22 protein-coding genes are annotated in these 25,104 nt (G+C 72.6%); 8 read left to right on the top strand and 14 right to left on the bottom strand.

The window, feature by feature from the left end; all coding sequences use genetic code 11:
* Nucleotides 1–4: 4 nt before the first annotated feature.
* The 3 genes from ACQ9ZG_RS31100 to ACQ9ZG_RS31090 form a co-directional block, all read right to left on the bottom strand.
* Nucleotides 5–949 carry an ornithine carbamoyltransferase gene (locus ACQ9ZG_RS31100; RefSeq protein WP_109916291.1) on the bottom strand — a complete coding sequence of 315 codons (945 nt, stop codon included), beginning with the start codon at nucleotides 947–949 and terminating at the stop codon, nucleotides 5–7.
* A 35-nt stretch (nucleotides 950–984) separates the two neighbouring features.
* On the bottom strand, nucleotides 985–2,298 hold the full coding sequence (locus ACQ9ZG_RS31095; RefSeq protein WP_219995624.1) for a diaminobutyrate--2-oxoglutarate transaminase: 1,314 nt from the start codon (nucleotides 2,296–2,298) through the stop codon (nucleotides 985–987).
* 172 nt (nucleotides 2,299–2,470) lie between these two features.
* Nucleotides 2,471–5,734: an amino acid adenylation domain-containing protein gene (locus tag ACQ9ZG_RS31090; protein WP_499281460.1), complete on the bottom strand. Its 3,264-nt coding sequence runs from the start codon at nucleotides 5,732–5,734 to the stop codon at nucleotides 2,471–2,473.
* Nucleotides 5,735–6,045: 311 nt separating this feature from the next.
* Between ACQ9ZG_RS31090 and uvrA the strand changes: the two genes are divergently transcribed.
* Nucleotides 6,046–8,499 carry an excinuclease ABC subunit UvrA gene (gene uvrA / locus ACQ9ZG_RS31085; protein WP_499281459.1) on the top strand — a complete coding sequence of 818 codons (2,454 nt, stop codon included), beginning with the start codon at nucleotides 6,046–6,048 and terminating at the stop codon, nucleotides 8,497–8,499.
* Nucleotides 8,500–8,545: 46 nt separating this feature from the next.
* Here uvrA and ACQ9ZG_RS31080 read toward each other — a convergent pair whose 3' ends face one another.
* Genes ACQ9ZG_RS31080 through ACQ9ZG_RS31070 form a run of 3 tightly spaced genes read right to left on the bottom strand, consistent with a single transcriptional unit; the run spans nucleotide 8,546 to nucleotide 11,908 of the window.
* Complete coding sequence (locus tag ACQ9ZG_RS31080; protein WP_018487426.1) at nucleotides 8,546–9,292, bottom strand: succinate dehydrogenase/fumarate reductase iron-sulfur subunit; 747 nt, start codon at nucleotides 9,290–9,292, stop codon at nucleotides 8,546–8,548.
* Nucleotides 9,289–11,238, bottom strand: coding sequence for a fumarate reductase/succinate dehydrogenase flavoprotein subunit (locus ACQ9ZG_RS31075; RefSeq protein WP_109916034.1), 1,950 nt, complete (start codon nucleotides 11,236–11,238; stop codon nucleotides 9,289–9,291). Before ACQ9ZG_RS31075 ends, ACQ9ZG_RS31080 begins: the two co-directional genes overlap by 4 nt.
* A gap of 1 nt (nucleotide 11,239) precedes the next feature.
* On the bottom strand, nucleotides 11,240–11,908 hold the full coding sequence (locus ACQ9ZG_RS31070; RefSeq protein WP_109916036.1) for a succinate dehydrogenase cytochrome b subunit: 669 nt from the start codon (nucleotides 11,906–11,908) through the stop codon (nucleotides 11,240–11,242).
* Between the two features lie 131 nt (nucleotides 11,909–12,039).
* Here ACQ9ZG_RS31070 and ACQ9ZG_RS31065 point away from each other — a divergent pair, with 131 nt between their 5' ends.
* Nucleotides 12,040–12,936 (top strand): LysR family transcriptional regulator, encoded by an 897-nt coding sequence (locus ACQ9ZG_RS31065; RefSeq protein ID WP_499281458.1) that lies wholly within the window; start codon nucleotides 12,040–12,042, stop codon nucleotides 12,934–12,936.
* A 217-nt stretch (nucleotides 12,937–13,153) separates the two neighbouring features.
* Here ACQ9ZG_RS31065 and ACQ9ZG_RS31060 read toward each other — a convergent pair whose 3' ends face one another.
* The 4 genes from ACQ9ZG_RS31060 to ACQ9ZG_RS31045 all read right to left on the bottom strand — a co-directional run bounded on the left by ACQ9ZG_RS31060 (nucleotide 13,154) and on the right by ACQ9ZG_RS31045 (nucleotide 17,993).
* Nucleotides 13,154–15,328, bottom strand: a complete 2,175-nt coding sequence (locus ACQ9ZG_RS31060; RefSeq protein WP_386698796.1) for a putative bifunctional diguanylate cyclase/phosphodiesterase — start codon at nucleotides 15,326–15,328, stop codon at nucleotides 13,154–13,156.
* Nucleotides 15,325–16,143 (bottom strand): SAM-dependent methyltransferase, encoded by an 819-nt coding sequence (locus ACQ9ZG_RS31055; RefSeq protein WP_028419251.1) that lies wholly within the window; start codon nucleotides 16,141–16,143, stop codon nucleotides 15,325–15,327. Before ACQ9ZG_RS31055 ends, ACQ9ZG_RS31060 begins: the two co-directional genes overlap by 4 nt.
* 237 nt (nucleotides 16,144–16,380) lie before the next feature.
* A complete protein-coding gene (locus ACQ9ZG_RS31050; protein WP_109915285.1) occupies nucleotides 16,381–17,328 on the bottom strand; it encodes an SCO0930 family lipoprotein in 948 nt (315 codons plus the stop codon).
* A gap of 416 nt (nucleotides 17,329–17,744) precedes the next feature.
* On the bottom strand, nucleotides 17,745–17,993 hold the full coding sequence (locus ACQ9ZG_RS31045) for a hypothetical protein (protein ID WP_499281457.1): 249 nt from the start codon (nucleotides 17,991–17,993) through the stop codon (nucleotides 17,745–17,747).
* A gap of 41 nt (nucleotides 17,994–18,034) precedes the next feature.
* Here ACQ9ZG_RS31045 and ACQ9ZG_RS31040 point away from each other — a divergent pair, with 41 nt between their 5' ends.
* From ACQ9ZG_RS31040 to ACQ9ZG_RS31030, 3 genes are all read left to right on the top strand, one after another.
* A complete protein-coding gene (locus ACQ9ZG_RS31040) occupies nucleotides 18,035–18,169 on the top strand; it encodes a hypothetical protein (protein WP_018487417.1) in 135 nt (44 codons plus the stop codon).
* A 28-nt stretch (nucleotides 18,170–18,197) separates the two neighbouring features.
* Complete coding sequence (locus ACQ9ZG_RS31035) at nucleotides 18,198–18,962, top strand: bestrophin-like domain (protein ID WP_109914347.1); 765 nt, start codon at nucleotides 18,198–18,200, stop codon at nucleotides 18,960–18,962.
* A gap of 194 nt (nucleotides 18,963–19,156) precedes the next feature.
* Nucleotides 19,157–19,714, top strand: coding sequence for a hypothetical protein (locus tag ACQ9ZG_RS31030; RefSeq protein ID WP_499281456.1), 558 nt, complete (start codon nucleotides 19,157–19,159; stop codon nucleotides 19,712–19,714).
* Between the two features lie 94 nt (nucleotides 19,715–19,808).
* Here ACQ9ZG_RS31030 and ACQ9ZG_RS31025 read toward each other — a convergent pair whose 3' ends face one another.
* The gene (locus tag ACQ9ZG_RS31025; RefSeq protein ID WP_019763728.1) at nucleotides 19,809–20,288 is read right to left on the bottom strand and encodes a hypothetical protein; all 480 of its coding nucleotides are present in this window, start codon (nucleotides 20,286–20,288) and stop codon (nucleotides 19,809–19,811) included.
* A gap of 348 nt (nucleotides 20,289–20,636) precedes the next feature.
* Between ACQ9ZG_RS31025 and ACQ9ZG_RS31020 the strand changes: the two genes are divergently transcribed.
* Nucleotides 20,637–21,299 (top strand): class F sortase, encoded by a 663-nt coding sequence (locus ACQ9ZG_RS31020; RefSeq protein WP_084990580.1) that lies wholly within the window; start codon nucleotides 20,637–20,639, stop codon nucleotides 21,297–21,299.
* Between the two features lie 63 nt (nucleotides 21,300–21,362).
* Here ACQ9ZG_RS31020 and ACQ9ZG_RS31015 read toward each other — a convergent pair whose 3' ends face one another.
* Complete coding sequence (locus tag ACQ9ZG_RS31015; RefSeq protein WP_499281455.1) at nucleotides 21,363–22,214, bottom strand: polysaccharide deacetylase family protein; 852 nt, start codon at nucleotides 22,212–22,214, stop codon at nucleotides 21,363–21,365.
* 140 nt (nucleotides 22,215–22,354) lie between these two features.
* Here ACQ9ZG_RS31015 and ACQ9ZG_RS31010 point away from each other — a divergent pair, with 140 nt between their 5' ends.
* A complete protein-coding gene (locus ACQ9ZG_RS31010) occupies nucleotides 22,355–22,816 on the top strand; it encodes a universal stress protein (protein WP_028419244.1) in 462 nt (153 codons plus the stop codon).
* 18 nt (nucleotides 22,817–22,834) lie between these two features.
* Here the strand turns inward: ACQ9ZG_RS31010 and ACQ9ZG_RS31005 are convergent, their stop codons facing one another.
* Nucleotides 22,835–24,046, bottom strand: a complete 1,212-nt coding sequence (locus tag ACQ9ZG_RS31005) for a CapA family protein (RefSeq protein ID WP_499281652.1) — start codon at nucleotides 24,044–24,046, stop codon at nucleotides 22,835–22,837.
* A 279-nt stretch (nucleotides 24,047–24,325) separates the two neighbouring features.
* Between ACQ9ZG_RS31005 and ACQ9ZG_RS31000 the strand changes: the two genes are divergently transcribed.
* Nucleotides 24,326–24,898, top strand: coding sequence for a sigma-70 family RNA polymerase sigma factor (locus ACQ9ZG_RS31000; RefSeq protein ID WP_018487409.1), 573 nt, complete (start codon nucleotides 24,326–24,328; stop codon nucleotides 24,896–24,898).
* On the opposite strand, the gene ACQ9ZG_RS30995 is transcribed toward ACQ9ZG_RS31000, so the two are convergent.
* A complete protein-coding gene (locus ACQ9ZG_RS30995; protein WP_084990582.1) occupies nucleotides 24,832–25,029 on the bottom strand; it encodes a zf-HC2 domain-containing protein in 198 nt (65 codons plus the stop codon). The genes ACQ9ZG_RS31000 and ACQ9ZG_RS30995 overlap by 67 nt on opposite strands.
* Between the last annotated feature and the right edge of the window lie 75 nt (nucleotides 25,030–25,104).

The following is a 25,104-nucleotide window of genomic DNA, read 5'->3' as shown; positions in this document are numbered from 1 at the left end:
CGCTCTACCTCTCGGAGCTCCGGTCGGCCCCGCACCATTCGAGAACGGCGCGGGCGCTGTGGTATTTGTTCTCGGCCTGGTCGAAGGCGATGCTCGCCGGACCGTCGAGCACGTCCGCGGTCACCTCTTCGCCCCGGTGGGCGGGGAGGTCGTGCATGAAGACCGCGTCGGGGCTGCTTGCCATGGTTTTCTCGTCGACCTGGAAGGGCGCGAAGACCTCGCGCCAGTCGGGGGTCGGTTTGGCGGTGCCGGTGGTCTGCCAGCGCGTGGTGTAGACGACGTCGGCGGCCGGCAGGTCCGCCATGTCGTGGCGCTCCTCGATCCGGGCGCCGCTCCGCCGGGCATGGGCCGCCGCCCGCTCCAGATAGGCGGGGGCCAGTCCGTACCCGGGCGGGGTGCGCAGCGTGAGCCGCGTGCCCGGGAAGCGGGAGAGCGCCAGGGCCAGGGCGGAGGCGGTGTTGTTGCCCTCTCCCACGTAGACCACGTGCAGGTCCTCGATGCGCCCGAACGTGCGGAGCAGCGTGGTCAGGTCGGCCAGTGCCTGGGTGGGGTGCTCACCCTGGCTCATCGCGTTGACCACGGCCATCCGCCGCTGGTCGGCGTAGGCGCGCAGTTCGCGCTCGGGCCCGGCGGTGCGCGCCACCAGGACGTCGATCATGCGGGAGAGTACGGCCGCGCTGTCCTCCACGGTCTCCCCGGTGTTCTCCTGGAGGTCCCCGGGGCCGTATGTGATCAGCCGCGCGCCCAGCCTCAGCGCTCCGGCGGAGAAGGCGGTACGGGTGCGGGTGGAGGTCTTGCGGAACAGCACGCCGACGACGGTGTCCGCCAGGGGGCGCGCGTCGTCGGCGGCGCCCGCGGAGAACTCGGCGCCGCGCCGGGCGATGTGCAGCAGTTCGTCGTCGGAGAGGTCGTCGATGGAGATCAGATGGCGGCGTTCGGCCTGGGGCATGGTGCTTCCTCCTGGGGGGAGCGGTCGGTGCGGTCTCAGCGGCCGAGCAGGGCGGCGCGGAGCACGCCGATGCCGTGGTCCAGTTCCTCGGGGGTGACGGTCAGCGGCGGCAGGATCTTGATCACCTCGTCGTCGCGGCCGGAGAGCTCGACGATGAGCCCGTGCTCGAAGGCGTACCGCTGGACCTCCTCGGCGCGCATGCCGCCGCCGGCCCGGCCGAGGTCGATGCCGAGCACCATGCCGCGGCCCCGGACGGTGATCTCCGTTTCGGCGGCGGTCAGTTCGGCGCCGAGGGCGGTCAGGGAGCGGGCCGGCACGGGCAGCCGCTCCACGAACTCCGGGTCGCTCCACAGTTCGGCGGCGGCGGTCGCGGCGACGAACGCGAGCTGGTTGCCGCGGAAGGTGCCGGTGTGCTCCCCGGGCTCCCAGACGTCCAGCCCGGGCCGGAAGAGGGTGAGGGCCAGCGGGAGGCCGTAGCCGCTGATGGACTTGGAGACGGTCACCATGTCCGGGACGATGCCGGACTCCTCGAAGGCGAAGAAGGTTCCGGTACGGCCGCATCCGGACTGGATCTCGTCGCAGATCAGCAGGATGCCGTGCCGTTCGGTGACGGCACGCAGCCGCCGCAGCCAGTCGGCGGAGGCCGGGTACACACCGCCCTCCATCTGCAGGGGCTCGACGATCACCGCGGCGGGCGCCTCGACCCCGGAGGAGGAGTCGGCCAGCAGCCGTTCGATGAGGGCGATGGAGTCGAACGGGCCCTGGGGGCCGTCCTCGTAGGGGATGAAGGTGACCTCGTCCTGGCCGTGCACTCCCCCGGCCCGTCGGGCGCGTCCGTTGCCGGTGACGGCCAGCGAGCCCCGGGTCATCCCGTGGTAGCCCCCGCCGAAGGCGAAGACCCCCCGGCGGCCGGTGGCCTTCCGGGCGAGCTTCAGGGCGGCCTCGACGGCGTCGGCCCCGGTCGGGCCGGAGAACTGCACGGTGTAGTCCAGGCCGCGGGGGCGCAGGATGTGCTCGGTCAGGGCCTCCAGGAAGGACCGCTTCGCCGCGGTGTACATGTCGAGGCCGTGCATCATGCCGTCGGAGGCGAGGTAGTCGGTGATCCGCGCCTTGATCGGGTCCGGGTTGTGGCCGTAGTTGAGGGAGCCGGCGCCGCAGAAGAAGTCGGTGAAGACCCGGCCGTCCTCGGCGTACAGCCGGGCGCCCTTGGCCCGGACGAAGACCGCCGGGAACTTGCGGCAGTAGCTGCGGACGTGGGACTCGTACCGCTCGAAGACGTCCACGTCGGGTGCCCCGGCCGCGCCGAGGGACGGGACGACGACGGGGGGAGGGGTGAAGGCGATGGTCATGGTGGTCGGTGGTCCTTTCGGTTCTCGCCCGTCGTGCCGGTCCTGATCCGGGACGGCACGCCCCGGCGGGACGGCTGCGTGGGGCGACTGGCGGCGGTGTGCGGTGGCGACGGCCGGGGGACGGCCGGCATCGGCGCCCCGGTGGGTTCCCGAGGGCGGTCGGAGGGAGCCCTCAGGAGCGGGCGTCCGCCACGGGGCGGCGTGTGCGCCGCCGGGCTCCCAGCACCGGCGCGGACGCCGAGGAGGCGACGGTGGGATAGCCGGGCAGGGCCGCGGCCAGCGCGGCCACGGTGGGGTGCTCGAAGAGGGCCCGGACCGGTACGTCGATCCCGAGGGCGGCCCTGAGCCGTACCGAGACACGGGTGGCGAGCAGGGAGTGGCCGCCGAGCTGGAAGAAGTCGTGGTCGACACCGATCTCCGGGATGCCGAGCACGTCCTCCCAGACCGCGGCCACCGCGCGTTCGCGGTCCGTACGCGGGGGTGCGCCCGTGGGGCCGCTGACGACGCCCCAGTCGGCCACCGGCGGCAGCGCCAGGCGGTCGACCTTGCCGTTCGGAGTCCGGGGCAGCGCCTCCAGGGTCACGAAGGCCTCGGGCACCATGTAGTCGGGCAGGGTGGCCAGCAGGGCCGTCCTCAGCTCGTCGTGGGAGGCTGCCGCGGCGGCCTCCCGCATCACGAGATAGGCGGCCAGCCGCTGGTCGCCGTCCGGGTGCGGCACCGCGCGGACCACCACGGCCCGGATGCGGCCGAGGGCAAGAAGCGCGGACTCGATCTCACCCGGCTCGATCCGGTGTCCCCGGATCTTCACCTGGTGGTCGGCCCGGCCCAGGATCTCCAGGGACCCGTCGGGACGCCGGCGCGCGAGATCGCCCGTGCGGTACAGCCGGGCGCCGGGGCGGTCGGCGAAGGGGTCGGGGACGAAGGCGGCGGCGCTCTGGGCCGGCCTGCCGTGGTAGCCCCAGCCCAGGCCGGTGCCGCCGATGTGGATCTCCCCGACGGCCCCCTCTGCCACGGGCTCCCCGCGGGCGTCGAGCAGCACGAGGCGGGTGTTGCCTCGCAGTCGCCAGTCCTCCGGGCGCCCTCGGGGGTCGAGCCGGGACGTGGTGGACCAGACGGTGGTCTCGGTCGGGCCGTAGAGGTCCCACACCCGCGCGCCGCCGTCCGCCAGCCGTACCGCGAGATCGGTGTGCAGCTTCTCGCCACCGCTGAGGATGTCGAGTCCGGCGCCCGGCCGCCAGCCGCAGTCCAGCAGCATCCGCAGGGTCACCGGGGTGGCCTGGACCAGGGCGGTGCCGGCGCCGTCGATCAGGGCAGCCATCCGCTGGGGATCGCGGGCCTGTTCGCGGTCGGCCAGCAGCAGCCTTGCCCCGGTCGTCAGCGTAAGGCACAGCTCCATGAGGGACGGGTCGAACGAGACCGTGGTGATGCCCAGGAACGTGGCACCGGGGCCGATCGGCAGACGGCCGGCCATGGCCGCCAGGAAGTGCGTGAGCGACCGGTGCTCGACGAGCACGCCCTTCGGCTGCCCGGTGGAGCCGGAGGTGTAGAAGATGTAGGCGAGTTCGTCCGGGCGCGGACGGTGCGGCGGCCCCGGGCGCGAGGCCCCGGGCGCCCGGGGGGCCTCGTCGTCGTCCAGGAGGAGGGTGCGCGCCCCGGACGTACGGCCGCCGGCCGTCTCCGCCAGACGGCCGGTGAGGGCCCTCTCGCTGACGATGATCCCGGCTCCGGAGTCCTGGAGCAGATGGCCGATCCGGGCGGGCGGGTAGTCCGGGTCGAGCGGAAGGTAGACGGCGCCGGCCCGGTGCACCGCCAGCAGGGCCGTCAGCAGACCGGGGCCCCGTTCCAGGAAGACGCCGACCGGAACGCCCGGGCCGGCTCCGGCGTCGGCGAGACGGTGAGCCAGCCGGTCGGCCAGGGTGTCCAGTTCGCCGTACGTGAGGGAGCCGCCGGGACCGCTGACCGCCACCGCGCCGGGGGTGCGGGAGACCTGCCGGGCGAACAGCTCCGTCCAGGGGACGTCGGGCACGTCCAGCGCCGTGTCGTTGCCCTGGGCCAGCAGTCTGCGCCGCTCGCGGGCGGGCAGCCCCTCGATCCCTTCGGTGAGCCGGGCGAGCGGAGCGTCCGGTTCGGCCACGGCGGCCGCCAGCAGGGTGACGAAGGCGGCACCGATCCGCTCGGCGGTGTCGGGGTCGAAGAGCGCGGTGGCGTACTGCATCCGGCCGGAGATCCGGCCGTCGGACCGGGAGAGGAGGTCGAGCGCCAGGTCGAGGGCGGTGCCCGACGCCGGGGTGGAGACCATCCCGGCGTCCAGGCCGGGGAGGTAGTCCGGCTCCTCGGGGAGGGGAAGCAGCTGGAAGGAGACCTGGAAGAGGGGGTTGCGGGACAGGTCGCGCCGCTGGGCCAGTTCGGTGACGACCCGCTCGAACGGCAGCTCGGCGTGGGTGAGCGCGGCCAGGGTGTCCGCGCGGACCCGGCCGAGCAGTTCGGCGAAGGACGGGGAACCGGTCAGGCTGGTGCGCAGCACCACGGAGTTGACGAACAGCCCGATCAGCTCACCGAGCGGGGGCCGCCCCCGGCCACTGACCGGGGTGCCGACGGCCACGTCGTCGCGGTCGGCCAGCCGTCCCAGTGTGGCCTGGAAGGCGGCGAGCAGCACCATGAAGCGCGTGGCCCGGTGTTCCCTGGCCAGCCGGTCGACCTGGGCGGCGAGTCCGGCCGGAACGGTGAAGCGGGCGATGTCGGCGGCGCCGTCCCAGATGGCCGGTCGCGGCCGGTCGGCGGGCAGCTCCAGGGGTTCGAGCCCGGCCAGCCGCTCACGCCAGTAGGCGAGTTGGCGCTCGCCCCGGGGGCCGGTGAGGCGCGCGGCCTGCTGGACGGCGGCGTCCGCGTACTGGAGGGGCAGCGGCTCGGGCTCTGCTCCCCCGCCTCCCGTGCGGGCCCGGTACCCGGCCGCCAGTTCCCGGGTGAGGACGGGCCAGGAGAAGAAGTCGAAGGCGATGTGGTGGACCACGATCAGGAGCAGGTGCTCCTGGTCGCCGAGGCGCACCAGCGTCAGCCGCAGCGGCGGCGCGGTGTCCAGCGGCAGCGGCCTGACCAGTTCGGCGGCGATCAGCGCGGTGAGCCGCGACTCGCGCTCCCGGGGCGGCAGGCTGCCCAGGTCCCGGTGGTCCCACGGCACCTCCACGACGGGCTCCACCACCGCCACCGGCTCGCCGTCGACGGAGGGGTAGCGGGTCCGGAGCACCTCGTGCCGGGCGATCACGGCTTCGAAGGCCCCGGTCAGGGCCTTCTCGTCGAGGTCCCCCCGGACGCGCAGCGCCAGCGGCAGCAGGTCGTCCGGCGTCCCGGGGCGCAGGCTGTCCAGAAACCACAGCCGTCGCTGTGCGAACGACATCGGCCGTCCGGAATCCGCCGTCCGGGCATCTGCGCTGTCCACCGGTCACCTCCATGGATGCGGTCTCGTCCGGGCCTGGGACCGGCTCCGGCATCTGCGAGTCTCCGCGTCCGCCCGGTCCGCGCCCAGAGAACTTCCGGCAGCCGCGTCGGCGGCCCACTCCTGCCCGGCACTCCCTTGCTGCTCCCGGCGGCCGTCGCGCGTGCCGCCCTTCGGTGCGGCTCACCGCAGAGGAGACAGGTTCCGGACCGGGCGGCCGACCGGGCCGCCGGCTGCTCCGGCCCTCCCTGCCCCCGGCTGCGACCGCGCCTAGAATCGAACCGTTTGTCCCCTCACGTACGGAGCCCCGCCCCATGCACACCCCCCACGATCCGTACGTCCGGGTGCGCGGCGCGCGCGAGCACAACCTCCAGGACGTGGACGTCGACATCCCGCGCGACACCCTGACGGTCTTCACCGGGGTCTCCGGGTCCGGCAAGTCGTCGCTGGCGTTCGGCACGGTCTACGCCGAGGCCCAGCGCCGCTACTTCGAGTCCGTCGCCCCCTACGCCCGCCGGTTGATCCACCAGGTGGGCGCCCCCGCCGTCGGGGAGATCACCGGGCTGCCGCCCGCCGTGTCGCTGGAGCAGCGGCGCTCCGCCCCCGGGGCCCGGTCGTCCGTGGGGACGGTGACCACGCTCTCCAACTCGCTGCGGATGCTGTTCTCCCGGGCCGGTGAGTATCCGCCGGGGGCCGAGCGGCTGGACTCCGACGCGTTCTCCCCCAACACGGCGGCCGGGGCCTGCCCCGAGTGCCACGGGCTCGGGCGCATCCACCGTACGGACGAGGGGCTGCTGGTCCCCGATCCCTCGCTGTCCGTCCGGGAGGGGGCGATCGCGGCCTGGCCGGGGGCGTGGCAGGGGAAGAACCTGCGGGATGTGCTGGACGCCCTCGGCTACGACGTCGACCGGCCGTGGCGCGAGCTGGACGCGAAGGACCGGGAGTGGATCCTGTTCACCGACGAGCAGCCGGTGGTGACGGTGCATCCGGTGCGGGAGGCGGGACGCATCCAACGCCCGTACCAGGGAACGTACATGAGCGCCCGGCGCTATGTGCTGCACACCTTCGCCGACACCAGGAGCCGCACGCTGCGGGCGAAGGCCGAGCGCTTCCTGACCAGTGTGCCGTGCCCGGTGTGCGGCGGGAGCAGGCTGCGCCCGGAGGCGATGGCGGTGACCTTCGGCGGGCGGACCATCGCGGAGCTGGCCGCGCTCCCCCTGTCGGAGCTGGCCGAGGTGCTGGCCGGGGTCCACGGCGTGGCGCACGGCGGCGGGGCGGGGGCCGAGCCGGTGGGCGGGGAGGAGACGGCCCGGGTGCTCGGCGCCGATCTGCTGGCCCGGATCGGAACGGTGACCGAACTCGGGCTCGGCTATCTGAGCCTGGACCGCACGGCCCCCACCCTCTCCTCCGGCGAGCTGCAACGGCTGCGGCTGGCCACGCAGTTGCGCTCCGGACTCTTCGGTGTCGTCTACGTCCTGGACGAGCCGTCGGCCGGTCTGCACCCCGCCGACACGGAGTCCCTGCTCGGGGTGGTCGACCGGCTCAAGGAGGCCGGGAACTCCGTCTTCGTCGTGGAGCACCACCTCGATGTGGTCCGGCGGGCGGACTGGCTGGTGGACGTGGGCCCGCTGGCCGGGGAGCACGGCGGGCGGGTGCTGTACAGCGGGCCGCCGGAGGGGCTGGCGGAGGTGCCGGAGTCCGCGACGCGGCGGTTCCTGTTCGACCGGGCCCCAGCGCCGGCACGGGAGCCGCGCACGCCGACCGGGTGGATCCGGCTCACCGGGGTCGAGCGCCACAATGTGCGCGGGGTCGACGCGGCCTTCCCGCTCGGGGTGTTCACGGCGGTGACCGGGGTCTCGGGCTCGGGCAAGTCGACCCTCGTCGGCCAGGTGCTCGCCGGCGTGTCGGCCGACCGGCAGTCGGCCGAGGAGGCCCCTGGAGCGGGCGCGCGGTTCTGCGCCACCGTCACCGGGCTGGAGGCGGTGGACCGGCTCGTCGAGGTGGACCAGAAGCCGATCGGGCGGACGCCCCGGTCCAACCTGGCCACGTACACCGGGCTCTTCGACACCGTACGGAAGCTGTTCGCGCAGACCGGGACGGCACGTGAACGCGGGTACACGGCGGGGCGGTTCTCGTTCAACGTACGCGGCGGGCGGTGCGAGACCTGCCAGGGCGAGGGGTTCGTCCCGGTGGAGCTGCTCTTCCTGCCGAGCACGTACGCCCCCTGCCCGGACTGCCATGGCGCCCGCTACAACCCGGAGACCCTGGAGGTCACCCTGCGCGGGCTGACGATCGCTCAAGTCCTGGATCTGACCGTGGAGTCGGCCGCGTCGTTCTTCGCCGGCACCCCGGCCGCCGAGCGCGCCCTGTCCACCCTGCTCGATGTCGGGCTCGGCTATCTGCGGCTCGGGCAGCCCGCCACCGAACTGTCCGGCGGCGAGGCGCAGCGGATCAAGCTGGCGTCGGAGCTGCAGCGCACCCGGCGCGGACACACCCTGTATCTGCTGGACGAGCCCACGACCGGTCTGCATCCGGCCGATGTCGAGGTGCTGATGCGGCAGTTGCACGGGCTGGTCGACGCGGGCAGCACGGTGGTGGTCGTGGAGCACGACATGGCCGTGGTCGCGGGTGCGGACCATGTGATCGACCTGGGACCCGGGGGCGGCGACCGGGGCGGGCGGATCGTGGCGGCCGGGACGCCCCGGGAGGTGGCGCGGGCGGCGGGGAGCCGTACGGCCCCCTATCTGGCGCGGGCGCTGGGCGGTTGATCCCGTACGGCCCCGAGCAGGGCACCGTACGGGATCAACTCCCGCCTCAGCGGCGGACTTTACGGGTCGCCCGCAGCCACTCCTTGTTCATCGCCGCGATCGACGGCAGCGGGATGCCCTTCGGGCAGGCGGTCGCGCACTCGCCGGTCAGCGTGCAGCCGCCGAACCCCTCCTCGTCCATCTGGGCCACCATGTCGAGCACCCGGGTCTCGCGCTCCGGGGCGCCCTGCGGCAGGACGTTGAGGTGGTTGACCTTGGCCGAGGTGAAGAGCATCGCCGAGCCGTTGGGGCAGGCGGCCACACAGGCTCCGCAGCCGATGCACTCGGCGTGCTCGAAGGCGAAGTCGGCGTCCGGCTTGGGCACCGGGGTGGCGTGCGCGTCCGGGGCCGTGCCGGTCGCGGCGGAGATGTAGCCGCCGGACTGGATGATCCGGTCGAAGGAGGAGCGGTCCACGACCAGGTCCTTGACGACCGGGAAGGCGGAGGCGCGCCACGGCTCGATGTCGATCGTGTCGCCGTCGGAGAAGGACCGCATGTGGAGCTGGCAGGTGGTGGTGCGCTCGGGGCCGTGGGCGTCGCCGTTGATGACGAGGCTGCACGCGCCGCAGATGCCCTCGCGGCAGTCGTGGTCGAAGGCGACCGGTTCGTCCCCGGCGAGGATGAGTTCCTCGTTGAGGGTGTCGAGCATCTCCAGGAACGACATGTCGGCGGAGATGTTGTCGACTTCGTAGGTGGCCATGGCGCCGGGCGTCTCGGCGTTCTGCTGGCGCCAGACGCGCAGGGTGAGCTTCATGCGTAGCTCCGCTGGGTGGGGTGGACGTACTCGAAGACGAGGTCTTCCTTGTGCAGGACGGGGGCGCCGCCGGTGACGGTGAACTCCCAGGCGGCGGCGTACGAGAACTCCTCGTCGCGCCGCTCGGCCTCGCCGTCCGGGGTCTGGGACTCCTCGCGGAAGTGGCCGCCGCAGGACTCGGCGCGGTGCAGGGCGTCGAGGCACATCAGCTCGGCCAGTTCCAGGTAGTCGACGATGCGGTTCGCCTTCTCCAGCGACTGGTTGAACTGTTCGCCGGTTCCGGGGACCTTGATGCGGCGCCAGAACTCCTCGCGGATCTCCGGGATGCGGGCGAGCGCCTTGCGCAGTCCGTCCTCGGTGCGGGCCATCCCGCAGTACTCCCACATGAGTTCACCGATCTCGCGGTGGAAGGAGTCGGGGGTGCGGTCGCCGTCGACGGAGAGCAGCAGATTGAGCCGGTCCTCGGTCTCGGCCACCGCCTCGGCCACGGCCGGGTATTCGGCGTCGACCTTCTCGGTGTGCGGGTTGCGGGCGAGGTAGTCGTTGATCGTGGACGGCAGGACGAAGTAGCCGTCGGCGAGGCCCTGCATCAGGGCGGAGGCGCCGAGCCGGTTGGCCCCGTGGTCGGAGAAGTTGGCCTCGCCGATGGCGAAGAGGCCGGGGATGGTGGTCTGGAGGTCGTAGTCGACCCAGAGGCCGCCCATCGTGTAGTGCACGGCGGGGTAGATCCGCATCGGGACCGTGTAGGGGTCCTCGTCGGTGATCCGCTGGTACATGTCGAAGAGGTTGCCGTACTTGGCCTCGACCGCCTTGCGGCCCATCCGCTGGATGGCCTCCGCGAAGTCCAGGTAGACCCCCTGCCCGCCGGGGCCGACGCCGCGCCCTTCGTCGCAGACGTTCTTGGCGGCGCGGGAGGCGATGTCGCGGGGCACCAGGTTGCCGAAGGCCGGGTAGATGCGCTCCAGGTAGTAGTCGCGCTCGTCCTCGGGGATCAGGTCGGCCGGGCGGTCGTCGCCCTTGGCCTTGGGGACCCAGATGCGGCCGTCGTTGCGGAGCGACTCGCTCATCAGGGTGAGCTTGGACTGGTGGTCGCCGGTGCGCGGGATGCAGGTGGGGTGGATCTGGGTGAAGCAGGGGTTGGCCAGGTAGGCGCCGCGCCGGTGGGCCCGCCAGATCGCGGTGGCGTTGGAGTTCATGGCGTTGGTCGACAGGTAGAAGACGTTGCCGTAGCCGCCGGTGGCCAGGACGACGGCGTCGGCGAAGTAGGTGTCGACCTTCCCGGTGACGAGGTCGCGGGCGACGATCCCGCGGGCCTTGCCGTCGACCACGATGAGGTCCAGCATCTCGGTTCGGGCGTGGAGTTCGACGCCGCCCGTGGCGATCTGCCGGGAGAGCGCCTGGTAGGCGCCGAGGAGGAGCTGCTGCCCGGTCTGGCCGCGCGCGTAGAACGTCCGGGAGACCTGGACGCCGCCGAAGGAGCGGTTGTCGAGGAGACCGCCGTACTCGCGGGCGAAGGGGACGCCCTGGGCGACGCACTGGTCGATGATCTCCACCGAGATCTGCGCGAGCCGGTGGACGTTGGACTCGCGGGCGCGGAAGTCGCCGCCCTTGACGGTGTCGTAGAAGAGCCGGTGGATGGAGTCGCCGTCGTTGCGGTAGTTCTTCGCCGCGTTGATCCCGCCCTGGGCGGCGACCGAGTGGGCGCGGCGGGGCGAGTCCTGGAAGCAGAACTGGACGACGTGGTATCCCTGTTCGGCCAGCGTCGCGCCGGCCGATCCGCCGGCCAGTCCGGTGCCCACGACGATGACCGTGTGTTTGCGCCGGTTGGCCGGGTTCACGAGTTTGGCTTGGAAGCGGCGGGTGTCCCAGCGCTCGGCGACGGGGCCCTCCGGGGCCTTGGTGTCGACGACGGGATCGCCGGTGGCGTAGTTGGTGTAGTCGGGCATGTCAGCTCACCACTCCGGTCATGACGGCGACGGGTACGGAGACGAAGCCCAGGGTCAGCACCGCCGCGAGGACGCCTGCGAGGGTCTTCAGGACGCGGTCGCGGGTCGCGTTGCCGACGCCGAGCGTCTGCGCGGCGCTCCAGAATCCGTGCTGGACATGGAGGCCCATGGCGAGCACGGCGACGATGTAGATGACGTTGCCGTACCAGGTGGAGAAGGTGTCTATGACGTTCTGGTACGGATGCCCGGCCTCGAAGCTGGTGTGGACGGTGCCGGTCGTCAGGTCGAGGATGTGCCAGACGATGAAGAGCGCGAGGATGATGCCGCCCCAGCGCATGGTCCGGGTGGCGTAGCTGGCACGGGGCCGCTTGTGGACGTACCCGGTGGGGCGGGCCCTGATGTCGCGGCGGCTGAGCTGGTACGCGCAGACGCCGTGCAGCACGACGGCGGCGACGAGCCCCACGCGGACGATCCACAGCGCCCACTCGTAGTGCAGGATCGGTTCGCCCATGGTGCGCAGCCAGTGGGCGTAGCCGTCGAACTCACCCGGCCCGAAGAAGATCTTCAGATTCCCGACCATGTGGGCGACGAGGTACCCGAGCATGATCAGACCGGAGACGGCCATGAGGGTTTTCTTGCCGACGGTCGAGTCCCAGAGCGTACGCGTCATCGACGGCCGTCGGTCCGTCCGCGTTGCCAATGCCATGGACACGACGGTAGGGGCGGGCGGCCCATCAGTCCAAGAGATGGTCTGGCTGATCTTCATAGCCTGTGCCTATCGAAGGCGGTAGCGTAGTGGTTATGCACTTCCAGCAGCTGACCTATTTCGTGGCCGTGGCCGAGACCCGGCACTTCACCCGGGCCGCCGAGGCCGTGCACGTGTCGCAGCCCTCGCTCTCCCAGCAGATCCGGGCGCTGGAGAACGAGCTGGGCACCGAGCTGTTCAGCCGGGCCCGGGGCAACATCACCCTCACCGACGCGGGCGAGGCGCTGCTGCCGCTGGCCCGGCGGATCCTGGCGGACGCGGAGACCGCCCGCCACGAGGTACAGGAGCTGGTGCAGCTGCGGAGCGGCCGGGTGCGGCTCGGGGCGACGCCGAGCCTCTGTACGGGGCTGCTGCCCGATGTGCTGCGCGCCTTCCACGACCGCCATCCGGGGGTGCGGCTGCTGCTGGAGGAGGGCGGTTCGCACGACCTCGTACGGCAACTGGCGCGCGGGGCGCTCGACCTGGCGCTGGTGGTGCTGCCTCTGCCGGCCGCCTCCCCCGCGCTGACCACGGTGGAGCTGCTGCGGGAGGACCTGGTGGTGGTGTCGTCCGCCGACGGGCCGGCGCCGGGACGGGGCGGCCGGGTGCGGATCGCGGATCTCGAAGGGGCGCCGCTGGTGATGTTCCGGCACGGCTACAACCTGCGGGAGCTGACGCTCGCCGCCTGCCGGGCGGAGGGGTTCGAGCCGTCGTTCACGGTGGAAGGCGGCGAGATGGACGCGGTGCTCGGTTTCGTACGCGCGGGGCTCGGCATCGCCGTGGTGCCGAGCATGGCCGCGGGCCGGGCGGGCCACGATCTGCGGAAGACCCCGCTCGCCGGGCCGGGCCTGCGCCGCACGATCGCCCTCGCGCACCGCAGCGACGTGGCCCCGCCCCGGGCGGCCCGGGAGCTCCAGCGGATGCTGCTGGAGCACGGGCCGGAGGCGGGGTGACCGGGAGCGCCGGGGACGGGCCGGAGAGCCGACCGGCCGGGTGCGCGGCGGAGGTACCCGGACGGGCCGGCCGGCAGCGGACCGTACGGGAACGGGGTGCCCCGGGAACGGGGCGGCCGGACCGGGGGCGGCGTGCCCCGGGAGCAGGATGACCCGGAAGCAGGATGACCGGGAAGCAGGATGACCGGGACGCGCGGCGGACGGGCCGCGCGCCCGGTCACACCGCGTCGGCCAGGAGCAGCGAGTGGATGCGGTCCGGGGCGCCGGGGCGGGCGTAGTACCACCCCTGGGCCGTGTCGCAGCCCAGCTGCCGCAGCTGCTCGGCCTGCGCCCCCGTCTCCACGCCCTCCACCGTGACGGCCAGTTCCAGGCTGTGGGCCAGCGAGACGATCCCCTCGACGATCTTCAGATCGACCGGGTCGGCCGGGTGCTGCTGCATGCCCCGGGTGAAGGAGCGGTCCAGCTTGAGGACGCTCACCGGGAGCCGCCGCAGATTGGCCAGGTTCGAGTAGCCGGTGCCGAAGTCGTCGAGCGCGATGTCCACGCCCATCTCGGCGAGTTGCCGCAGCGGCTTGAGGAGGTCGTCGTCGGCGCCGATGAGGGCGGACTCGGTCACCTCCAGGCAGAGCGCGCTCGGCTCCAGACCGGAGCGTTCCAGGACGTCCACGGTCTCGGCCACCAGCCGCGGGTGGTGCAGCTGGGTCGGTGAGAGGTTGACGTTGATCCGCAACGGGCCGCCGTCGCTGTGCCGCTCCTGCCAGAAGTTGGCCTGCCGGACGGACTCCTCCAGCACCCAGCGCCCGAGTGGCACGATGAGCCCGGTGTGCTCGGCCAGCGGGATGAAGCGGTCGGGGCCGAGCACCCCGTGCTGCGGATGGCACCACCGTACGAGCGCCTCGGCGCCGTGCACGGTCCCGTCGCCCAGGTGGACGAGCGGCTGGTACTCGATGAAGAACTCGCCCCGGTCCAGCGCGGCGGGCAGGGCGGTGGTCAGCCCGTGCCGGGTGATGGCCCGGGCGTCGGCCTCCGCGTCGGCCAGCTCGAAGCGGTTGCCGCCCGCCGCCTTGGCCCGGTACATGGTGATGTCGGCGCTGCGCAGCACCTCCGCGGCGCCGCGCTCCCCCGAGGGGCCCTCGACGACGCCGATCGAGCCCCGGACGGTCAGCTCGCGGCCGTCCAGCCGGATCGGGGTGGTGAGCACGTTGAGGATGCGCCCGGCCAGTTCGTCCACCGCCTCCGCGCTCCGCGTCCCGGTGGTCAGAGCCACGAACTCGTCGCCGCCGAGCCGGGCCACCATCTCGCCGGGCGCGGTGGCGCAGCTCTGCAGCCGGTCCGCGACCTCCACCAGGAGCCGGTCACCGGCCGCGTGGCCGAGGCTGTCGTTGATGGCCTTGAAGCCGTCGAGGTCCAGGTAGCAGAGGCCGAAGCGGGTGCCGTCCTTGGCGGCGAGGACCTTCTCCAGCCGCTCGAAGAACAGCGTCCGGTTGGGCAGCCCGGTGAGCGCGTCGTGGGTGGCCTCGTACCGCAGCCGCAGGTTGAGCAGGCGCCGCTCGGTGGTGTCCTCCATGAGCGCCAGCTGGTACTGCGGGCGGCCCTCGGGGTCGCGCAGCAGCGAGACGGTGAGGTTGGTCCACAGGACGGTGCCGTCGTTGCGGTAGTACGCCTTCTCGACCCGGTAGTGGTCGCGTTCCCCCCGTACCAGCTCGTTGTAGTACTTCCACACCTGCGGTGAGTCCTCGGGGTGGACCCACTCGTTCACCTTGTGGCTGCGGACGTGGTTCTCCAGGCCGCCGAACATCTTGGTGAGCGTGTCGTTGATCTCCAGGATGTTGCCGTCCAGGTCCGCGATGCCGATGCCGACGGCCGCGTCCTTGAAGACCGCCCGGAAGCGGGCCTCGGTGGCGTGCAGGGCCTGTTCGGCGTCCGAGCGGGCGGTGAGGGCCGAGCGGGCGATGGCCTCCTGCTCGGCGAGGGTCCGCTCGCGCAGGGACTGGGAGAAGCCGGCCGCCAGGGTGTGCTGGATCCGGGCGCACCGGGCGCGGGCGTCCTCGGTGGAGAGTTCGCCGGGGCCGTTGCCGCCGCAGTAGAGCACGAGGTAGGAGTCGACGACGCCGAGCGTGGCGCTGAGGGCGTCCGGGTCGGTGCAGTGCGCGTCGACCAGGGCCGCGCCGATCCGGGCGGCGGGCGATGCGTCGAACGGGTGGGCGTGCAGGGCGAGGCTGAGTTCGCGGGCGAGCGGCAGCAGGTGCCGTTCGAACTCGGGGCGGGTCAGGGAGGTGGCCGTCAGGGGGAAGATGGCCCGGCTCCAGATCGTGGCGAATCGCCGGAGCCGGCCCTCGGGGCCGTCGGGTTCCGCGTCCTGCTCGCCGGAGGACTGGGCGGGAATGCTCACGCCTTACGCCCAACCCCGCCGAAGCCCGAGAAGGCGTACGGGTCTTCCTGTCCGGGCGACTGCGGGGTCTCCGGCCGCCACTCGGGCATCGACACCAGCCCGGGCTCGATCAGTTCGTACCCCTCGAAGAACCCGGCGATCTCCTCGTGCGTGCGCATGATGAGCGGGTTGCGGATGTTCCGGTAGACGCCGACCGTGCCGTCCGCCTCCTGCCGGGAGAGCGGAATGCCGTCGTACGCGGCGTGGGTGAGGATGACCAGGCTGCCGGGGGCCAGTGCGTCACGCAGCTCGGCGACGGCCCCGTACGGGTCGTCGGCGTCCTCGATGAAGTGGAGGACCGCGACCAGCAGCAGCGCCACCGGCCGCTCCAGGTCGAGGAGTCCGGTGATCTCCGGGTGGGCGAGGATCTCCTTGGGCCGGCGCAGGTCGGCGGCGGCGATCACGGCGCGGTCGTTGCCGTCCAGCACCGCCCGGCTGTGCGCGACGGCGACCGGGTCGTGGTCGACGTACGCCACCCTGGCGCCGGGGTGGGCGGCCTGGGCGACCTCGTGGACGTTGCCGAAGGTCGGGATGCCGGAGCCGATATCCAGGAACTGGTCGATGCCCCGGTCGACGGCGTACCGCACGGTCCGCCGCATAAAGGCCCGATTGGCCTGCATGATCTTGGGAAGGCCCGGGAGGAACTCCATGGCCTTCCGCGCGGCTTCCCGGTCCACCTCGAAATTGTGCGATCCGCCCAGATAGAAGTCGTACATGCGGGACACGCTCGGCACCGAAATATCTATGCCTTGCGGTGCCCAGGCGGGACGCTCCATCGATGTCTCCAACAAGTTCGCCACGGCGATCCGGCCATGTTCATGGTCAGTGTTGACCAGAGGCTACTGATCGGCCGCCAAGAGAGCGAGTGGAAACGGAAATTAGCGATCCGTTATTGGTCACACTCCGGTGGCAACAACGGCCGGTCCGTCGCTGCGCGTACACATCCAGCGACGGACCGGCATGTCACTCGTCGATTCCCGGCGGTTCGGGGCCACTTGGGAGCTACTGGGCGGTTACTTCGCGGTCTTGACGAGCTTGGAGTCCGGGGAGACCGCGAACCAGGTGCCGCCGACTCCCTGCCCGTTCACGTCCCCCGGCTTCTCGTCCCCGGCGAACGTATAGAGGGGCCAGCAGTCGATGGTCTGCTGCTTGATGCCGTCGGGGCGGTCGAAAGTGACAAATCCCTTCTTGGTCACGCCTTCCACCGAGTTTTTGGACACGGGGGCGACTACCGGCCACTTCTTCAGGCACTCCCCGGAGCAGGCCGTCTTCATCGGCCATGCGGAGTCCTGGGTGAAGCGGTAAACCGTCATACCGCGCTTGTCCACGACGATGTCACCGAGTTCGGGGTCCTTGCGGACCGAAAGCCCCGCCGCGTCGGCCGGTTCGGCCTGTTCTCCACCGTCCGCGCCGTCGGCGCCGGCCGCCGCCTTCTTCCCGTCGGGGGCGGCGGCGAACCAGGTGCCGCCGACGCCCTGGCCGTTGGTCTGGCCGGGCGCGGTGTCCTTCGCATACCGGTACATCGGCCAGCCGTCGACGGTGAGCTGCTTGGAGCCGTCGGTCCGCACGACCTCGCCGAGCAGGGAGGCGTCGGTCCCGGCGGCGGCCGTGACATCGCCCGCGGGCACCACCGGCCAGGCCTTCTCGCAGTCGCCGTCGCAGTTCGACTTCGGCGGCTTCGCGGTGTCCTTGTCGAAGCGGTAGAGCGTGAACCCCTCGCTGTCGGTGAGCACCTTCCCGAGCTTCCGGCTGTCCTGCACGCCGAGTTGACCCGCCGCCTTGGGGGCCGGGGCGTCCGCCCCGGAGCCGTAGCCGCTCTCGGCCGGCTGCCGCGCCGGGGCCGCGTTGCCCACCGCCTGGCCGTTGGGCGAGGCCGTGCCCTGCTCCTGACCGCACGCCGTCGTCAGCGTCAACAGGGCCGCGGCGGTGACCGCGAGCGAGGCGTTGCGCCAGGTATTCATGTCGACTCCCGTAGTACGTCGTCGTGTTGTGCGCTCGGATGCGGCGCGGAGCCGCGCCGTCCATGGCCCTAGGTACGGGGCGTGGCGGGGGTCGCGTTCAACGCGGGCCGGGAAGAATTCGGCCGCCCTCCGACGGGGGCGGGCGGGCACCGGACCGTCAACCTGGCGCAAACATGAACGGCGGATTGTCCCACCATCAGGCGAATCCGCGCGGAGTCGCGTGTGTTGCCGCCCGGCGTCGATCATGCTCCGGGTCGTGTACGGATCCCGCATCGGGCGGCTCTCGACAGCCGCCGCACTCGTCTGGCTGGTCGCCGTACCGCCGTCGGCGCACGCCGACAGCTGCGCGGTGGCCGTCGTCGGGCCGGGCGACGGCAGTACGGCGGTCGCGGTGGCGGGGAGCAAGGGCTGTGCGGTCACCCCGCCGGAGCCCCCGCCGCCACCGCCTCCGCCGAAGCCCTCGCCGCCGCCTCCTCCTCCGCCGCCCTCCCCGGAGCCGCCACCCGCTCCGGAACCGCCGCCACCGCCACCGCCTCCTCCTCCGCCGCCTCCGGAACCGGCGCCGCCGCCTCCGCCTCCCCCGCCCCCCGCTCCGAAGGCCGTATCCGTGCCAGCGCCACCACCTCCGCCCGCACCACCGCCCCCGCCGGCGCCGAAGCCGTCACCCGCCCCGTCGGTGACGCCGAAGCCGCCGGAGGCCCGGCCGGTGGCGCTTCCCACGTACCGCAAGGCGACCCGCAAGGAGCCCCGGAGCGGGCCGTCCCTGGTGTCCACGACCCTGCTGATCACCGCCCCGGCGGTCTTCGCCGTCGCCGTGCTGCGGCCCCGATCGTCCCGTTGACACCGTCCCAGCTGACGAGGAGATATCCATGTCCGAATGGCTCGTCCTGAGCATTGCCATGGCGTCGGCCTGTGCGGTCGTGCTCACCATCGCCGTGCTCAACAACCGACGGGTCGCCGCCGACGACGATCCGTCCCAGACGCCGGACGTCATCGAGTACATGACGATGATGATCGGCGTGGTCTACGCGATCGTGCTGGGCCTGGCCATCGCCGGGGTCTGGGAGGGCCGCAGCGCCGCGCAGGAGTCCGTACGGCTGGAGGCGCAGGCACTGCACGAGGTGCGGGAGCGTTCTTCCGTCTACCCGGCAGAGGTCCGCGACACGATCCGCGCGGACCTGGACGCCTACGTCGCCCATGTCGTCGGCAAGGAGTGGCGGGTGATGGCCGAACAGGGCACCCTCACCGAACGGGGTACGGAGCTGCTGGCCCGGGTCCGGGCCGACGTCACCGACTACGAGCCGCGGACCGAGCACGAGGGGCAGGCGTACCAGCCGCTCGTGGACCAGGTGGCGGCGGCGGACGACGCCCGCAGCTCACGGGGGGAGAACGCGGGCGAGACCATGCCCGCGCTGGTGTGGTTCGGCCTGATCATCGGGGCGCTGGTGACGGTCGGGCTGATCTTCACCCTGCAGATCCGCAGAACCTTCCGGGAACTGCTGCTGGCCGGGCTCTTCAGCGCGCTGATCGCGTTCCTGCTCTTCCTGATCTGGTCCTTCGACTCACCGTTCGGCCGGGGCATCTCGGCCACCGCCTCCCCCTTCATCGACCTGTTCCCGGGGGCCGGCGGCTGACCTCTCCTCCCGGACGGCGGCGCCTCCCACCGGGGCGGCGGTGCCGCCGTCCGGGGCACAGGATGACCCGTTCGCCGGACCCCGATAGCGGCCGGTCCTCCCCGCTCCTAGCGTGTCGCGCATCGAGGTGCATTTTTCCTGCTATGTGGAAATTCGTTCCGCAGCTGCCCCTCGGGGAACCCGGAGGATCCACCATGCGCGCGATACGTGTCGCACCCCTCGCACTCCTGGGCACCGCCGCCCTCACCCTGCTGGCCCCGCCCGCCGCCCATGCCGCGCCGGACGGGGCCATCAACACGTTCAACCCGACCATCACCCCCTCGGTCGTCGCACCGGGCGGCCGGGTGACCCTGGGGGGCGGCGGGTGCACCGGCGAGACGACCGTCACCTCGGGCATCTTCGACACGACCGTGATCCCGAGCGGCAGCACCACGGCGACTGCGACCGTCGACACGGACGCCCGCCGGGGGGCGGTCTACGCAGTGACGTTCGCGTGCGGCTCCACCGGCACCACCCGCAACGTGAACCTCACCATCACCGCCGGAGCCACCGTCACCCCCACACCCACCACCACGACGACCCCCACCGTCAGCTCCACGGCCATCGCGCCGAGCGGGGTGCGCGGCGGGCTCGGCGGCAGCGCCGGGACCACGGACACCGTGCAGATCGCGGCGGGCGCCGCCCTGGTCCTCGCGGCCGCCACCGGCACCCTCTACTTCGCCCGCCGCCGCTCCACCGGCCGCCGGCACTGACGGCCACGTGATGCGGCCGCACGGCAGTCGCCCCGGGTCCTGATCCAGGACTCGGGGCGACGGGCGTATCGGGCCGGGCGGGAGGTCGGACGTCCTAGAACGCCGCATGGCTCGTCCGCCGACGCCGGACGAGGAAGACCGCGCCACCGACAGCCGCGGCGGCCACCAGACCGCCGCCGACCTGCATCTCCACGGAGCTCGGGCCCATCGAGCCGCCGAGCCCGCCCTGCGCGCCGTTGCCGGCGAGCACGGTGAACTTGTGCGTGGCGATCCGGTCGTTGTCGCTGCACTTCACGGAGAGGTGGTAGTGCCCCGGCGTGGTGTTGTGCCGGATGTGGGCGGTGGCGTAGTTGGTGCCGCCCGCCGACAGCTCGGTCGTCGGGAAGGCGTTCGACCAGACCTTGCCGCCGTGGCCGCAGCCCTGCGCGGTGACCTTCATGGTCGCGCCCTGGTGGACCGACTGCGGGTTGACGCTGACGTTGACCGGGCCGTTGGTGGCGGCGGCCATGGGTGCGGCGAGCCCGACGGCCGCGAATGCGGTCGCGGTGACCGCGAGAACGCGTGAAGCACGCATTGTGTGGACCTCCAGCGGGGGACGCCCCGGAGGCCTGTCCTCCGGGATGGATCGACGTGAACGCCTCCCATGACGAACACTCACCAGTCCGCTCCCGGCTCGCACTTCGGCACTGCTCCACCCCGGTGACGCGACACGCCGTACGGGAACCCCTGGATCTGACGGAGCCGCAGGTCACAGGGTGTCAGAACTTTTATCTGCTCATTACTCCGAAGGGCAGTCACCTCGGGAGCACCCCGACCGCACGCCCCGGAGGCCGGTCCGCGCCCGCCACCCGTTCGCCTCTCCCTGCATGCCGCCGGACCGCACCGCCCCTAACGTTCCAAGCGTCGCGACGAAGGGAGCACCATGGGCCAGGACTACGCTGCCGCCGAGCGGACCAGACGCGTGCCGTGGGGTGCCATCGCCCTGGTCATGCTCACGGGCCTCGCCCTGCTGCGCAACGGGGCGGAGTTCGGGGAGGCGGGCCCCCCGCAGCCCGCGGCCGCCGCCTCGCTGGATCTGGGCAGTGACACCGCGGGGCCGCCGGTGGAGGGCGAGCCGGTGCAGCCGCTGCCGTACGCCCCCGCCTCCCGGGTGCGGATCCCCACCATCAACGTGGACGCCCCGATCATCGACGTCAACCTGGACGCCGACGGCTGGATCGACGCCCCGCCGGCCGAGGACCCCAACCTGGCCGGCTGGTACCAGAACGGCATCTCCCCCGGGGAGCGCGGCACCTCCGTGGTCGTGGGCCATGTCGACAACACCTCGGGCCCGGCGGTCTTCTACGGCCTGGGCTCGCTCCAGAAAGGGCACCGGGTCGAGGTCGAGCGGTACGACGGCCGGATCGGGGTCTTCGAGGTGTACGGGGTGGAGGTCTTCTCCAAGAACGACTTCCCCGGCGCCCGGGTCTACGGCGACACGGGCCACGCGGAGCTGCGGGTGATCACCTGCGGCGGCTCGTACTCGAAGGCGGGCGGCTACGAGGGGAACGTGGTGGTCTTCGCCCGGCTGGTGGAGACGCGCTGACGGTGGCGGTGCTGCGGTGCCCCCGGCGGTGGTCCGCCGGGGGCACCGCCGTGCGCGCGGGTCTCAGACGCGCTGCGGCACCGTGATCCGGTACCCCTCGTCGATCAGCCGGGGGAGGTAGCGGCGCAGGGCCGCCACGCTCTGGGAGCGGTTGCCGCCCGCGTCGTGGGAGAGGACGACGACCCCGGGGGCCGCCCCGTCGAGCACACGGCGGACGATGGTGTTCGTACCCGGGGTCTTCCAGTCGAGGGTGTCGACGGTCCAGGCCATGGGCTCCATGCCGAGGTCGGCGCCGATCTCGAAGGAGTTGCGGTTCCACGCGCCGTAGGGGGCGCGGTACCAGAGCGGCGCGGCGCCGAGCGTGGTGTCCACGACCTCGCTGGTGCGCCCGAGTTCGTCGCGGATCGCGGCGCGCGAGAGCCCTGGGATCAGCGGGTGCGACCAGGAGTGGTTGCCCACCACGTGTCCGTCGTCGGCCATCTCGCGCAGCAGGTCGCGGTGGGTGTCGGCCATCTCGCCGCAGACGAAGAACATCGCGCGGACCCGGTGCTTGCGCAGGGTGGCCAGGATGTCGGGGGTGTAGCGCGCGTCGGGGCCGTCGTCGAAGGTGAGCACGATGGAGCGGCCGAGGTCGGGGAGCTTCTCGAAGGGCCGGGTGCGTACGGGAGGGACGGCGGGCCGGAAGCGCGGCGGGGCGGCCGCCGTCATGGGCTGGAGGCGGTACGCGGGCGGGCGGCCCGGTAGCCCGGCGGGCGGCCCCGCGGCCGCGGCGGGCGGGGTGCCCGCGGCGCGTGCGGGGCGGGTGGGCGTGGAGGCGGGGTCGGCGGCGAGCAGATGGACGGTGGCGGCGGCCCCGAGGCCGAGGGCGACCTTCAGCAGGGTGCGGCGGTCGGGCCGGAGGTGATCACTTCGCATCACCAACTGCTCGCACGGCCGGGCGTCCTCCCCGGTCGACGACACCGAGGGGCGCCCGATTTGTACCCGTTCGCCGCAGCGACCGGCGGAGGCCCGGGGCCTCCGTCCGCGCCTCCGCTCCACCGGTTAGCCTCGGAAGCGTGACAGAGCAGCAGTCCCACCGGTTCGAACGGGGTACGGACGGACCCAAGGTGATCGTCGCAGGGGTCGACGGCTCCGACTCGTCCATGCGCGCCGCCGCCTACGCCGCCGGTCTCGCCCGGCGGCAGAACGCCCGGCTGGCCCTCGTCTACGTCCAGCCCGTGATCCCCTCGGGCGCCGCGCTGGGCGTGCCCGTCGGGGGGACGACGGACGAGGTGGCGCGGGAGCTGGCCGACGAAATCCGGGAGTCGGCGGAGCGGCTGAAGGACACCTGGGACGTGCGCTGGGAGTTCCACACGTTCCGGGGCGACCCCTACAACGGGCTGATGTCGGCGGCCGACGAACTGACCGCCGACGCCGTGGTGGTGGGGGCCTCCGAGTCGGCGGGGCACCGGTTCGTCGGCTCGGTGGCCGTGCGGCTGGTGAAGGCGGGGCGCTGGCCGGTCACCGTGGTGCCGTGACCTCTCGACGGCTTCCGCCTACTCCCCCATCACCAGCCCGTCCTTCGCCGCGCCCCGGCCGAGGGTCACATCCCGGATGCGGTCGCGGACCGGGCGGTGGTGGTCGGCCCCGGCCTTGATGGAGGCGTTGAGGTCGACGGCGCGGCCGGTGGTGGTGTCGTACCACTGCGGGACGAACTCGGCCTTCGTGACCGTCCACCGCTCGCCGGGCCGCACGGGCGGGGCGAAGGTGAAGCGGCCCAGCGTGCCCTGGTTGCCGCGCGGATCCTGGACGCCCTGGTAGTTGATCATCGCGCCGGCGATCTGGTCGCCCATGCCGTAGACGACCCAGGTGCCGTTGACCTTCTCGTACGCCTGCGGGACGTGGGCGTGGGTGCCGATGATCAGGTCGATGTCGGGGCGGCCCCCGTCCTGGGAGGCGGTGAGGCGGTCGGCCAGCTCCAGTTGCCGGGCGTCGGGCGCGTCCTGCCATTCGGTGCCCCAGTGCGCGGAGAGCACGACGACGTCGGCGCCCGCACGCCGGGCGGCCCTGGCCTCGGCCACGATCCTCCGTTCGTCGATGAGGTTGACCGCCCACGGCTTCCCGGCGGGCAGGGGGATGGCGTTGGTGCCGTAGGTGTACGCGAGGTGGGCGACCTTCGCCGCACGCTTCCCGGGCCCCGCGGAGAGGATCGTGGGCTGCGCGGCCTCGGCGGCGGAGCGGGCCGATCCGGCGTGCCGGATGCCCGCCGCGTCCAGGGCCCCGAGCGTGCGGACGATCCCGTCGGCGCCGTCGTCCAGGGTGTGGTTGGAAGCCGTGGAGCAGGAGTCGTAGCCGGTGGCGGCGAGGGCGGTGGCGACCTCGGGCGGTGACGTGAAGGTCGGGTAGCCGGTGTAGGGGCCGCCGTCCTTCCCGTACACCGTCTCCATGTGGCAGATGGCCAGGTCGGCGCGGGAGACGACCGGCCGGACCCCCTTGAGCATCGGGGCGAAGTCGTAGCCCCGTCCGCCCGAGTCGGCCGCCGCCCGGTCGATGACGGAGGAGTGCGGCAGCACATCGCCCGAGGCCAGCAGCGTGAACGGACGCGGTACGTCGGTCTCCTGGCCGCCCGCGCCCGGTGCGGCGGAGGACGGCGCGGCCGGGGGCGCGCTCGGGGCGGGTGCCGGGGGCGGCTGCCCGGTGCAGCCGGTGGCCGCGGCGAGCAGGAGGGCGAGGGCGGCCACGGCGCCCGGTCGGGCGCACGACGACATCTGCATCTGCTCGACTCCATGTTCGGACGATGACGACGATCCGACTACACAGATCGTCATACCGCCGAAGCAAGGATCATTGCCGCATACCTAGCTGAACTGGTCGTACCGTCCGACCCCGACAGCCCCTTGACCGTTCGCCGCACCATTCGCCGCACTGTGCGACCGCTCGTCGCACGCCTCGGTGCACCGGGTGTTCCTGCGCCGCCGAATGCGTTCGGATACGCCAGGCGGCAGCGAGGCCGCCAGGGGGCCTCCCGCGGGAAAGGACGGACGTTCATGACGACCACGACGACGACCGATGAGCGGGCCATCGCGGAGTTGCAGCGGGAACACGGCCCGGCCCTCTTCCACTTCCTGCTCGGCCTCACCTTCGGGGACCGGCAGCGGGCCGAGGACCTGGTGCAGGAGACCCTGGTACGCGCCTGGCAGCACCCCGAGGCCTTCGACGCGCCCTACGACTCGATGCGCCCCTGGCTCTTCACCGTCGGCCGCCGCCTCGCCATCGACGCCCGGCGCTCCCGCCAGGCGCGCCCCACCGAGGTCAGCGACCTGGTGCTGGAGAGCACACCCGCCGAACAGGACACCGCCGACTCGGCCGTCCGCGCGCTGGACGTCCGCGAGGCGGTCCGCACCCTCAGCCCCGAGCACCGCGCGGTGCTGGTGCAGCTCTACTTCCGGGGGCTGAGCGTCGGCGAGACCGCCGAGACGCTGGGCATCCCCGCCGGGACCGTCAAGTCCCGTTCGTACTACGCGCTGCGGCTGCTCTCCCGCAATCTGCCCGGCTACTCCCCGAGGTCCTCCGCCCGCAGCAGGGCGAGCAGGAGCGAGGCCTCCGCCGTCTCCACGTAGTCGCGGGCGCAGGGGTCGCAGGACCGGAGGTGCCGGGCGACCCGGCAGGTCTCCTCAGGGTCCAGCGCGTCCAGGACGTACGCGCCCAGCAGCAGGCGCACATGCGGGTCATCGCCGGGGTCGGTGGTCATTCACAAGCCTCGCATCTCCTGGGCGATCCTCCGCTTCTGCCCACGCGGGGCGTCCGCCCCCGGTTCAATGCTGCG

The sequence above is a fragment of the Streptomyces araujoniae genome, assembly GCF_050871195.1.
GTDB lineage: Bacteria > Actinomycetota > Actinomycetes > Streptomycetales > Streptomycetaceae > Streptomyces > Streptomyces bacillaris.
The sequence above is the reverse complement of the archived record's forward strand: the minus strand, read 5'-3'. Positions and strand labels throughout refer to the sequence as shown.